Origin of the sequence: Mesorhizobium sp. M7A.T.Ca.US.000.02.2.1, from assembly GCF_003996995.1 — a bacterium.
Taxonomy (GTDB): domain Bacteria; phylum Pseudomonadota; class Alphaproteobacteria; order Rhizobiales; family Rhizobiaceae; genus Mesorhizobium.
The window spans coordinates 1-10,342 of record NZ_RZTT01000219.1 but is presented as its reverse complement, the minus strand read 5'-3'; the positions used below and the strand labels follow the sequence as shown (position 1 = coordinate 10,342).

At 62.4% G+C, this 10,342-nt stretch carries 13 protein-coding genes and 1 pseudogene; 4 read left to right on the top strand and 10 right to left on the bottom strand.

Features of this window, described 5'->3' with window-relative positions:
* The first annotated feature begins 50 nt into the window (after positions 1-50).
* Both EOD15_RS20240 and EOD15_RS20235 read left to right on the top strand, forming a co-directional pair.
* Positions 51-734 (top strand): outer membrane lipoprotein carrier protein LolA, encoded by a 684-nt coding sequence (locus tag EOD15_RS20240; RefSeq protein WP_127267333.1) that lies wholly within the window; start codon positions 51-53, stop codon positions 732-734.
* 170 nt (positions 735-904) lie between these two features.
* On the top strand, positions 905-1,711 hold the full coding sequence (locus EOD15_RS20235) for an exodeoxyribonuclease III (protein WP_127319570.1): 807 nt from the start codon (positions 905-907) through the stop codon (positions 1,709-1,711).
* Positions 1,712-1,839: 128 nt separating this feature from the next.
* On the opposite strand, the gene EOD15_RS20230 is transcribed toward EOD15_RS20235, so the two are convergent.
* The 4 genes from EOD15_RS20230 to EOD15_RS20215 form a co-directional block, all read right to left on the bottom strand.
* Entirely contained in the window at positions 1,840-2,514 is a 675-nt protein-coding gene (locus EOD15_RS20230) for a hypothetical protein (RefSeq protein WP_127319568.1), read from the bottom strand.
* Between the two features lie 243 nt (positions 2,515-2,757).
* Positions 2,758-3,795: a glycosyltransferase family 9 protein gene (locus EOD15_RS20225; RefSeq protein ID WP_164893170.1), complete on the bottom strand. Its 1,038-nt coding sequence runs from the start codon at positions 3,793-3,795 to the stop codon at positions 2,758-2,760.
* Positions 3,796-4,079: 284 nt separating this feature from the next.
* Positions 4,080-4,535, bottom strand: coding sequence for a cyclic nucleotide-binding domain-containing protein (locus tag EOD15_RS20220; RefSeq protein ID WP_023811239.1), 456 nt, complete (start codon positions 4,533-4,535; stop codon positions 4,080-4,082).
* A gap of 120 nt (positions 4,536-4,655) precedes the next feature.
* Positions 4,656-5,339 carry a response regulator transcription factor gene (locus tag EOD15_RS20215; RefSeq protein ID WP_013528898.1) on the bottom strand — a complete coding sequence of 228 codons (684 nt, stop codon included), beginning with the start codon at positions 5,337-5,339 and terminating at the stop codon, positions 4,656-4,658.
* 144 nt (positions 5,340-5,483) lie between these two features.
* Here EOD15_RS20215 and EOD15_RS20210 point away from each other — a divergent pair, with 144 nt between their 5' ends.
* Positions 5,484-6,020, top strand: a complete 537-nt coding sequence (locus EOD15_RS20210; RefSeq protein ID WP_174800339.1) for a L,D-transpeptidase — start codon at positions 5,484-5,486, stop codon at positions 6,018-6,020.
* 105 nt (positions 6,021-6,125) lie between these two features.
* Here EOD15_RS20210 and EOD15_RS20205 read toward each other — a convergent pair whose 3' ends face one another.
* Positions 6,126-6,392 carry a hypothetical protein gene (locus EOD15_RS20205; protein WP_127319564.1) on the bottom strand — a complete coding sequence of 89 codons (267 nt, stop codon included), beginning with the start codon at positions 6,390-6,392 and terminating at the stop codon, positions 6,126-6,128.
* 130 nt (positions 6,393-6,522) lie between these two features.
* On the opposite strand from EOD15_RS20205, the gene gcvA reads away from it, so the two are divergent.
* The gene (gcvA, locus tag EOD15_RS20200; protein WP_127408763.1) at positions 6,523-7,458 is read left to right on the top strand and encodes a transcriptional regulator GcvA; all 936 of its coding nucleotides are present in this window, start codon (positions 6,523-6,525) and stop codon (positions 7,456-7,458) included.
* A gap of 120 nt (positions 7,459-7,578) precedes the next feature.
* On the opposite strand, the gene EOD15_RS20195 is transcribed toward gcvA, so the two are convergent.
* The 5 genes and pseudogenes from EOD15_RS20195 to EOD15_RS20175 form a co-directional block, all read right to left on the bottom strand.
* A complete protein-coding gene (locus tag EOD15_RS20195) occupies positions 7,579-7,995 on the bottom strand; it encodes a DUF1761 domain-containing protein (RefSeq protein WP_127323050.1) in 417 nt (138 codons plus the stop codon).
* A gap of 50 nt (positions 7,996-8,045) precedes the next feature.
* On the bottom strand, positions 8,046-8,702 hold the full coding sequence (locus EOD15_RS20190; RefSeq protein WP_127323049.1) for a methyltransferase: 657 nt from the start codon (positions 8,700-8,702) through the stop codon (positions 8,046-8,048).
* Positions 8,699-9,124, bottom strand: a complete 426-nt coding sequence (locus EOD15_RS20185; protein ID WP_027037395.1) for an EVE domain-containing protein — start codon at positions 9,122-9,124, stop codon at positions 8,699-8,701. The genes EOD15_RS20190 and EOD15_RS20185 overlap by 4 nt, the downstream gene beginning before the upstream one ends.
* Before the next feature lie 38 nt (positions 9,125-9,162).
* Positions 9,163-9,459 carry a YciI-like protein gene (locus EOD15_RS20180; RefSeq protein ID WP_127323048.1) on the bottom strand — a complete coding sequence of 99 codons (297 nt, stop codon included), beginning with the start codon at positions 9,457-9,459 and terminating at the stop codon, positions 9,163-9,165.
* A 32-nt stretch (positions 9,460-9,491) separates the two neighbouring features.
* Positions 9,492-10,301, bottom strand: a pseudogene (locus EOD15_RS20175) (NAD(P)H-dependent glycerol-3-phosphate dehydrogenase); the annotation flags it as partial.
* Positions 10,302-10,342: the final 41 nt, after the last annotated feature.

Genomic DNA, 10,342 nt, shown 5'->3' with positions numbered 1-10,342 from the left:
CTGGGGGTCCAAGCACAGAACAACTCAGGAATCAGATGAGAGTGACCGACATGAAAAACGATCTTTCAGCGCTCAGCACATTTGCTCCATCCCGGCGTCAGTTGCTGGGCCTCGGCCTGGCGTTTGCGGGGGCGGCAGCCTTCAACGCGGTGCCCGGCTTCCAGGTGCTGGCTTCGGCGCAGGCGGCTGTGCCGACCGCTGCGCAGAAGATCGCCGACCACTTTTCCTCGGTCAAATCGATGAGCGGCGAATTCGTGCAGTTCGGCCCCAAGGGCGAGCAGACCGGCGGCAAGTTCTTCCTCGAACGGCCAGGCAAGATCCGCTTCAACTACGACGGCTCTTCAAACTTCCGGGTGATTTCAGACGGCCAGTCGGTGGTCATCCTGAACAAGAGGCTCAACACGTCCGATCTCTATCCGCTGTCGAAGACACCCTTGAAGCTGCTGCTCGACAACAGGATCGATCTCTCCGGCGACCGCGTCAAAAGCGTCAAGCAGGAGGATGACCTCACCACCATCCAGCTCGCCGACAAATCGGTGTTCGGCAATTCGAAGATCACCATGATGTTCGATCCGAAAACCTTCGACTTGCGGCAGTGGACGATCACCGACGCGCAGGGCAAGGACACGACGGTGATGATCTTCAACACCAAGGAAGGCGTCAGCTTCGCGCCGGATACTTTCGCCATCGACTACACGGCGAACCGCGAGCTCAACACCAACAAGGCGCGCTAGGCCAATCGCACCAATAGCTGTGGAAAGCGCCGGGTCACGCCTCAGCGGGCGTGGCCCGGCTTGTCTTTGCGGCTTGCGGCTGGCAGTTTCCCGGACTGACTCCGTCGAAAGGCGTCTTCCCCGCCGGGGCCCATCGGTTCTGGCCGGTCGCACGCTGTCCTGGATTGCCAATGCCCTTGTCCATCGCCACCTGGAACATCAACTCCGTTCGCCTGCGCATGCCGATCGTCGAGCGCCTGCTCGTCGAGCATGCGCCCGACGTGCTGTGCCTGCAGGAAACCAAGGTTCCCGACGAGCTGTTCCCCGAAAAGGCTTTCCGCAAGCTCGGCTACGAGCACATCGCCTTCCATGGCCAGAAGGGCTACCACGGCGTAGCAACCGTGGCTCGGCGGCCGATCGAGGTGGTCGAAAAGCGACGCTTTTGCGAAATCGAGGATAGCCGGCACCTCTCGGTGACGGTGCGGGCCGGCGGCAAGGCGATCCTGCTCCACAATTTCTACGTTCCGGCGGGCGGCGACGAACCGGATCCCGTCATCAACAGGAAGTTCAAGCACAAGCTCGACTTCGTCGCCGAGATGAATGCCATCCGGGCAGAACATGACGAGGTGTCCGGCTCGGTGCTGGTCGGCGACCTCAACATCGCCCCGCTCGAACATGACGTCTGGTCGCACAAGCAATTGCTCAACGTGGTCAGCCACACGCCAATCGAGACGGAAAATTTCGAGGCGATGCGCCGCGCCGGCGACTGGGTCGACCTGATGCGGCTCAACGTGCCGCATGAGCAGAAGCTCTACACCTGGTGGAGCTATCGCGCGCAGGATTGGGAGCTGTCCAATCGCGGCCGTCGTCTCGACCACGTCTGGTCGTCGCCAAACCTGGTGCCCAGCTTTTCCGGCTACGAGATCCTGCGTCCGGCGCGCGGCTGGGAGCGCCCGTCGGACCATGTGCCTGTCATCGCGCGGTTCGATCTGGACTAGAGCATTTCACCGTTTCATGGAAACGGCGAGCTGCTCTAACTCTTTGTAGACCCAATTCTAGACGGAAAACCGCTTCACACTTTTCCTAGAATTGCTCAAGTCTGGTCGAAGATGCGGGCCTGCGGCAGTCAGTCGGCGGAGGTGGAGTCGGCTGGATCCACCCACGGACGGCCCAATCGTGTCACCATCGCCGCGTACCCAACGGCACCTGCCGCCCAAAGGAAGATGCCAAGCTCTTTGACGACGTCTTCGGCGATGGCTGCCGCAGAACCAGGGGTGGGAAACAGATCTCCGATCTGGTCGATGGATGCCGACAGCGCGAGCAGGAAGCCTGCGGCCACAAAGACGATCGTGCCGTCGAATGTCTTCCGTCGCAGCCGAAAGAACCAGAACAACCCGGCGGCGGCGTAGACAATCATCGCAACGATCTCTGGTATCGCAACCATGGGGAGCACGTCCTCATGGATCAACAACAGGTCATCGAGCCCCAGGAACAGGGTAAGGCCGCCGAGAAACGTGCAATCCCATCGGTGCGTGAGCAGGCCAGCAAACAGGGTCACCGCGCCGGAGCCGATCCACAGTGAAGCACCCAGGGACGAAATCCACCCTGTATAGAAGCCGACTTCGGCGACCGCAGATGGATCTCGATAAAAGATCCACGCGTCCAGACCACGAATCTGCGCAACGAACAGAGCGGCTAAGAGCATCGCGACGTTAATCGCCTTCGCCGCCAGTATGACCAAGCGCCAGGCTATCGTCCATTCGCCGCCATGCTTTGTGTTCAGCGCGTTGTTCTCTGGCATTTGCTATTCTCATTGAGGACTGAGAGGAACTCCATTGGAACCAAAGTACGACGGCCGCCAGATCTGGCGCCGAGAACTCCGCCTGCATTGTGCCGGTGGTCAACATGGTTGCAGCGCTTCGCCCCACCTAACCCATTGTACCATGGCGTCGATGTTCAGGTGAGGCTGGCCTGCAAATGGCCGACCTGAATCTCAACGCGCTTCGAAGCGCGACCAAATGAATTCAAGTTCAAACGGCGCGCTTCAAGTCTTCATGCATGTCGTTGTCGCGAAATTGCTGGGCTGACAGTCAGCGAGATCCGGCAGATGGGGATGGTCGCGGCGGCGCGTCGCCAGCATCCGTTGCGCCGCTTCGATGATTGTCGGCGCAGGCACATTGGCGACCAGGCCGGTCGGACTGGCATGGCGGGATTCGATCACGTCCACGCAGTTCGAAAGCGGCCTCCAACGGGCCATGTTGGCGCCGCCACTGAGGATAACCATCGGCGTCATCACGGTTGCCATGAGATGTGCGGTACCGCCTTCGGCGCCGATGTAAAGATCGGCAAACTCGCCGAGCGCCAGCAAGATGTCACCGATATCGACACCTTCGATCGCGGCGGAATCGACAAGCCGCAGCTTCGGCACGCGCTGAGCCAGTTCAGCCATATCAGGACCATCGCCTGGGGTTTTCACATAGAGAAGGTTCGCCCCGTCGGCGATCAGGCTGTCGGCGATCGCGGCAACCTGATCCGCCGACATGCGCTTGCTGGCGCTGCCGTGCGCCGCGATCATGATCAACGGAGCATGCTTGCCGTCCGCAAGGCTCCTGGCCGCCGCTCGCGCGGCCGGGCCAGGCTCCAGCCGATGGTCGAAAGGCAGCCGCTTGCCGGCAAGGCGCTCGATGAGGCGGTGGTAGCGCCAGGCATTGTGCCCGGGTCGTGCTTCAGGCCTTTGGCCCAGGCGCCAGGAAAGGGCGAAAGCCGGAAAGTTTGCCTCATAGGCGATGCCGCGGCCGAGCAGTGATGCCGAGGCTTGAAGCAGCCAACGCGCCGAGATGCGGAAATCGACAACGGCCAATCGCCCCTTCCCCTTGCGGTGATCGGCGACCAGGCGCGCCAGGGGCGTCCGCACATTGATCGCATCGACCAAATGGCCGGCATGGCGATTGAGGCTATGTTCAAGGGACGACGACCGGGTGGTTCCGTAGACGATGAAACTATCGGGGAATGCCGTTCTGGCGGCGCGCAAAGCCGGAATCCGGATCAATCCGTCGCCGAACGCGTCATTGCGGGAATACAAGATAATCGTCTCGTACCGCCCTGACGGCATGGCTCGCTCCCCCCAGGAGCCTGGTGGTGATGGCGCCTGCTGTGCCGGCCGCCTTCAGGGTGCTTTAGGATTTCACCTCGGGCCTGTCAACGGACCCTTGCCCCTGGATCCGGGCGTCCGGATGAACGAACCTTGGCGATTCCCGCTTCGGCCGCAGTGCGCCACGATCAGTTCATCGCGGCCAATGTCGTTGAAAAGCGCTGCCGCGCTTCCGCCTTTGGCCGCGAAACAACAGCTTCGCAGGCGGGCAGCCTTCAGCCGGAGAAGCGCGGCGCCAGTTCCTCGATGCGGCGGATCATCGCCTGAAATTCCTCCGAGATGCGCTGGTGGAGCTTGACCGCGATCTCGGGATATTCCTCCAGGATACGGCGGAACATCTTGCGGCTGAGACGCATCACTTCCGAATCGATCTCGGCCGAGGCGCTGGTCAACCGGTTGGTGTCGGCGATCAACGCCAGTTCGCTCAGGATCGTGCCGGGGCCTGCCGTGCCAATCGGAATGCGTTCACCACCCTGCTCCCGGTAGAGCACGATGCGCCCACTGACGACGATATAGGCGGAATCGGCCTCGTCGTCCTCGCGATAAAGCTTGTGGTTGGCAATCAGCCTGGTGTTCTCGGCGCCAAAGGCGAGCAGGCGCAATTGTTCCTGCGTGAAGCCCTCGAAGAGCCTCACGGCGGACAGGACGCGGATGTCGTCATCCAGCGCCATCTAGCTATGTCCCCGAACCGACAGTCCGACTCCTCCTCTGCGAGTTCGATCCAAACCACCCTCCAACTGGATCGTACCCGAAAGCGGCCCCGCCCGACCGCTCATTGGATAATGAAATGTTTAAGGAACCAGCTTGTAGCCGCCGCTTTCTGTCACAAGAATTTCCGCATTGGAAGGATCGCGCTCGATCTTCTGGCGCAGCCGGTAGACATGGGTTTCCAGCGTGTGCGTGGTGACACCGGAATTGTAGCCCCATACTTCCTCGAGCAGCACGTCGCGCGTCACCACCTTCTGGTCGGCGCGATAAAGATATTTGATGATCGAGGCTTCCTTCTCCGTCAGCCGCACCTTGCCACCGCGCGGGTCAAGCAGCAGTTTCTGGCTGGGCTTGAAAGTATAAGGCCCAACCGAGAAGGTGGCGTCCTCGCTCTGCTCATGCTGGCGCAGCTGCGCCCGAATGCGTGCCAGCAGCACGGCAAAGCGGAACGGCTTCGTCACATAGTCGTTGGCGCCGGCCTCGAGGCCAAGAATCGTATCCGAATCGGTGTCGTGGCCGGTCAGCATGATGATGGGCGCCTTGTAGCCGCCCTTGCGCAGGATCTTCACCGCTTCGCGGCCATCCATGTCGGGCAGCCCGACGTCCATGATGAGCAGATCGATGAGGCCGCCGCGCGCTGCGGCGACACCTTTTGCCGCAGTCGATTCCTGCAGCACGTCGAATTCCTCGTAAAGGGATAATTGCTCGACCAGTGTGCCGCGCAGGTCGTCATCGTCGTCGACGATCAGTATGGTGCGTGAAGTCATGGATCAATCCGTTGTTTTGAAAAGAAAATTCAGTTGACCGCTGCCTGTTTATGCGGAAGCTGACCGGCGCAACAGCCGTTCACAGTGATTTGTTCCGTGGCACGATCATACAAGAAAAAACACGATCGCAATGCAGCCGGCGCAATTTTGCGAAAAGGGCTGCGTGTGCTGACCGTGCGGGCGAGGCCTGGGCATCCAAGCCAGGGCCTGCTGCAGGCCGGGAAAACGGTGTTTGCCTGTGCGTTGGGGCGCGGTGGCATCTCGGCCGGCAAGCGCGAAGGCGATGGCGCCACGCCGCTGGCCGCGATGCGGATACTGTCGGGGTATTTCCGGGGAGATCAGTTCTCCAGCGGCCGCAGGACCCGTCTGGCGATGACGCCGATCGGGCCCGATCTGGGCTGGTGCGAAGTGCCCGACGACCGCAACTACAACAGGCCGGTCAAGATACCCTATGGCGCCAGCCACGAACGCATGCGGCGCGACGACCGGCTCTACGACGCCTGCCTTGTGCTCGACTGGAACCTGTCGCCGCGCCGGCGCGGGCGCGGCAGCGCCATCTTCTTCCATCTGGCGCGCCCCGGCTTCACGCCGACGCAAGGCTGTGTGGCTGTCACGGCGCAAACCATGGCGCGGCTGCTGCCACTGCTGTCGGACCGGACGGTGGTGAGGGTGGTGAGATAGTAGGGGAGTAGGCAGTAGGCAGTAGGCAGTAGGCAGTAGGCAGTAGGCAGTAGGCAGTAGGCAGTAGGCAGTAGGCTACCTGTCGGCGCTGGCTTAAATTTTCCTCTACTGCCTATTCCCTGACCTTCGCGGTCTCTGCCAGCCGATGTCGAGCAGGCCCAGCCGGCCAAGCTCCCTGTCCATTGCGCGAGCGACGTCACGGCGCTCGCCGCCGATATCGCGCAGTTGGCGATCGGAGAGATCCTCGACGTTCTGGTAGGCAATGTCGCGGCGGGCGAGGCGTATCGCGGCCCGGGCGTGACGCAGCCAGTCGAGAGTTTCGCCCAGCCAGGCCGGGCGAGGTGTCGATGAATTCAAAACGATGATGGACATGGTGTGCTCCGTTCTCCCCGGATATCAAATCCGGCTTGATGATGTTTCGATAGATGGATGATGCCAGATTGAAATCCCTGCGAGAAACGAGTAGTTTTCTCTGGATCATCAAGTTTTATTTGAGGATAGGATGGCTCGTCTTCTGCCCGGGACTCGTGCCTTGAGGACACTGGAAGCAGCGGCCCGGCACCTCAATTTCACCCGCGCCGCCGACGAGCTCGGCCTGACACCGGCCGCCGTCAGCCATCAGATCAAGGAAATCGAGGATCAACTCGGGCTGGTGCTGTTCACACGCACCAGCCGCACCATCCGGCTCACCGAGGCGGCAACGGGGCTGTTCGACGCCTCGGCCGACGCGCTCGACCTGCTTGGCCGGGCCGTTTCGCGGGCGCAGAAGCTGGCGCGCGGCACCGCCCTTTTGAAGGTAACGCTCGACGCGCAGTTCGCGTCAAAATGGCTGATGCGACGCGTCGACGATTTTCGCAAGCATCACCCAGATATCGAATTGCGATTCGACATTGCCTATGAAGTGCGGGATTTCGAACTCGATGACATCGATGTCGGCATCCGTTTCGGCGCCGGCAAATATCCGGGTCTTCGCACCCACCGGCTGTTCGACAACATCCTCATTCCGGTGTGCAGCCCGAGCCTCTTGACGTCCGGTCCGCCGCTGCGTGAGCCGCGCGACCTCTTCAACCACACGCTTGCGCATATCGAATGGTCGCGGCAAGGCGTGACGTGGCCGAACTGGCGGATGTGGATGGCGGCGGCCGGCATCACTGATTTCGACGACAGCCGGACCGTCGTCTTCGGCAACTCCACGGATGCCGTCCAGGCAGCGCTCGACGGCAATGCCGTTGCGCTCGCCGATTTCGCCATGGTGGCGAACGACCTTTCCCAAGGCAGGCTGGTGCAGCCTTTCGAACTCGGCCTGCGGGTGGCGCCCGAGTTCGCCTACTTCCTCGTCTATCCCGAAAATACCGCCGCCGATCCGCGCATCGTCGCCTTTCGCGAATGGATGCTCGAGGAAGTCGCCAAGACGCGGACCACGGACAAAGGGCAGTAGGGCAGTAGGGCAGTAGGGCAGTAGGGCAGTAGGGCAGTAGGGCAGTAGGGCAGTAGGGATAGGCGTCGGTGCCGTCTGCCCCCTATTCCCCTACTGCCTTACTGCCCTACTGCCTTTGATTCAGGTTGCAGCCGCGCCGAACCAGCCGATCACGGCGCCGATGATCAGCAGCACGCCGAGCCAGTGGCCGCCGTCGATGAGGGTCAGGTCCCAGCCGAAATTCTCGTAGCGGTGATTGACCGAGAGCGTCGTGGCGACGAAACCCAGCCAGAGCACGAAGCCGAAGACAAGTCCGGCGATCCATGTCGGCTCGCCGCCGGTCATCGCGCCGACGACCAGGGCCAATATGGTGGCCATGACCAGTTCGGCGATGAAGCTGATGACGAAGGGCAGCGGCGATTTCTTCATCGTCGCTGGATCGAGCTTGGCGGCCTTCAGCCACGCCTTGCTCAGGCCCATGTACCAGGCGGCGCCGAACAGCCACGCGGCGATCGCGGCAGCGACCACCGCCAGCCAGTTCACTGTTGAAAAATCCATGAGCTCCCCCTCTGATTTGTATGTGATGGAACGCCTGTTCGGCGATCGCGTCAAGCGAGCCGCCAGACCGTCGTGCGCTTGACCAGCGCATCCTCCAGCGCCCGCGTGACGGCCACTTCATACACAGAAAGCGGCTCCAGCCCTGCCTTCGGCATATACGAGCGGCCGGGATCGCCGACGAGGATTTCGGCGCCGCGCGCCTTCAGCGTTGCGAACCATGGCATCAGCCGGTCCGCGAAAGATTCGTCGTAGAAAACATCACCGGCCAGGACCACGTCCCAACCTGCATCGGTGCCGATGCAATCCGTGCCGAGGAATTCGGTCCCGACACCGTTGATCTTGCTGTTGAGCCGGATCGCGGTGGCACAGAACGGATCGATGTCGGCTGCGGTCACCTTGGCGGCACCTGCCTTGGCGGCAGCGATGGCGACAAGGCCGGAGCCGGAAGCGAAGTCGAGCACGCGCTTGCCCCGCACCGTGCCGGGATTGTCCAGGACATAGCGGGCAAGGCCCTGGCCGCCGGCCCAGGCAAAAGCCCAGAAAGGTGGCGGCAGGCCGATCTCGACCAGCTCATCCTCGGTCCGCTGCCACAAATCATGCGCTTCGTCGGCAAGATGAAGCAGTATCTCCGGCACGTGCGGCGGCGCCATCAGCGCCGTGTTGTCAAGAATGAATTGCCTGGCGCTGTTGGGCGTCAGCGCCGTCACGGAGCCGGCGTCAAGCCGCCCATGCGGCAGACTTCCTTCCACTCGGCCGTCGTCACCGGCTGCACGGAAAGCCGGCCCAGCCGCACCAGCGCCATGTCGGCAAGCTTCGGATTGGCCTTGACCTGCTCCAGCGTCGGCGGGTTCGGCACATCCCTTACGGCGCGGATGTCGACGCATTCCCAGCGCGGATCGTCCGAGGTGGTGTCGGGATGGGCAAGCGCGCAGACTTCAGCGATGCCGACGACGTTCAGCCCCTCGTTGGAATGGTAGAAGAAGCCGAGATCGCCGATCTGCATCGCCTTCATGTTGTTGCGCGCGGCGTAGTTGCGCACGCCGTCCCATTGCGTGCCGGCCTTGCCCTTGGCCTTCAGCATCTCGAAGGAGAACTTGAATGGCTCGGATTTGAACAGCCAGTAGTTCATGTCTTTCTCCTCCTTGGAGTCGCGCGGGCGACCGGGATTTAACTAGCTGCCGGCTTGTTGAACGTCCAGTTCCACGGGCGGATTTCGACGCTTTCGAACAGCTCGGCCTTGGCGTAGGGGTCGGCCGCCGAAAGAGCCTGGGCGCCAGCCAGGTCGGACGCTTCGACGACCACGAGGCTGCCATTGGGCTTGCCCTCGGCATCAAGAAACGGACCGGCGAAGGCCAGCTTCTTGTCGCCGTTCAACCCTTCGAGAAAGGCGATATGCTCGGGCCGCGTGTCGAGGCGCACCTGCAGGCTTCCGGGCTTGTCCTTGCAAATCACAGCAAACAGCATCTTTTTCTCCTGATCGTTCAAAGTCGTGGGGATCAATCGTTGGTTTCGGTCTTCAGCGGGCGGGTCATCAAGGCCGTCACAGCCTGCCGGACGGTGATGGCACCGTCCAGTATGGCGGCGACGGCGGCAATGATCGGCGCGTCGATGTTGCGCTCGGTGGCGATGCGGGCAGCGATCGCCGCCGTCGGCACGCCTTCGGCGAGCGGCAATCCGGCAAGCGGCTTGCCTTGGCCGAGCGCCAGGCCATAGGCGAAATTGCGCGACTGGGTGGACGAGCAGGTCAGCAGCAGGTCGCCAAGGCCGGAAAGCCCCATCAGCGTTTCGGGCCTGGCGCCGAAGGCAGCGCCGATGCGGCGCAGCTCGACAAAGCCGCGCGTCACCATGGCGGCCTGGGCGCTGGCACCGAGACCCGCGCCAGTGACGGCACCTGCGGCAATGGCAAAGACGTTCTTCAAGGCGCCGCCGATCTCGACGCCGATCAGGTCGTCGTTCGAATAGCAGCGCAGGTTTTCGGCGGAAAAGCGGGCGGCGAGATCGGCGGCCAATGCCTCGTCGCGGGCAGCGACCACAACGGCCGTCGGCAGGCCGCGGGCGACGTCGGTGGCGAAGCTCGGACCCGACAGAGCGGCAACCGGATTGAGCGGCAGGATTTCTTCGACAATCGCCGACAGCAAGGCGCCGGTCTCGCTTTCGATGCCCTTGGCACACAGAACCAGCGGGACACCGGCCGGCATATGGTCCTTCGCTGCCGCCAGCGTAGTCCGCAGCGACTGGGCCGGCGTCACCGCCAGCACGCAGTCGGCACCGTCGAGCGCGGCCTGGATGTTGCTCGTCGCCGCGATCGACCGTGGCGAAAATCCACGCTACCTGCCGGGCATTACGC

Excerpts from the sequence above, each read along its gene's own strand:
- EOD15_RS20240 (WP_127267333.1), top strand. The coding sequence starts at position 51 with ATGAAAAACGATCTTTCAGCGCTCAGCACATTTGCTCCATCCCGGCGT.
- EOD15_RS20235 (WP_127319570.1), top strand. The coding sequence starts at position 905 with ATGCCCTTGTCCATCGCCACCTGGAACATCAACTCCGTTCGCCTGCGC.
- EOD15_RS20230 (WP_127319568.1), bottom strand. The coding sequence starts at position 2,514 with ATGCCAGAGAACAACGCGCTGAACACAAAGCATGGCGGCGAATGGACG.
- EOD15_RS20220 (WP_023811239.1), bottom strand. The coding sequence starts at position 4,535 with ATGGCGCTGGATGACGACATCCGCGTCCTGTCCGCCGTGAGGCTCTTC.
- EOD15_RS20215 (WP_013528898.1), bottom strand. The coding sequence starts at position 5,339 with ATGACTTCACGCACCATACTGATCGTCGACGACGATGACGACCTGCGC.
- EOD15_RS20205 (WP_127319564.1), bottom strand. The coding sequence starts at position 6,392 with ATGTCCATCATCGTTTTGAATTCATCGACACCTCGCCCGGCCTGGCTG.
- gcvA (WP_127408763.1), top strand. The coding sequence starts at position 6,523 with ATGGCTCGTCTTCTGCCCGGGACTCGTGCCTTGAGGACACTGGAAGCA.
- EOD15_RS20195 (WP_127323050.1), bottom strand. The coding sequence starts at position 7,995 with ATGGATTTTTCAACAGTGAACTGGCTGGCGGTGGTCGCTGCCGCGATC.
- EOD15_RS20185 (WP_027037395.1), bottom strand. The coding sequence starts at position 9,124 with ATGAACTACTGGCTGTTCAAATCCGAGCCATTCAAGTTCTCCTTCGAG.
- EOD15_RS20180 (WP_127323048.1), bottom strand. The coding sequence starts at position 9,459 with ATGCTGTTTGCTGTGATTTGCAAGGACAAGCCCGGAAGCCTGCAGGTG.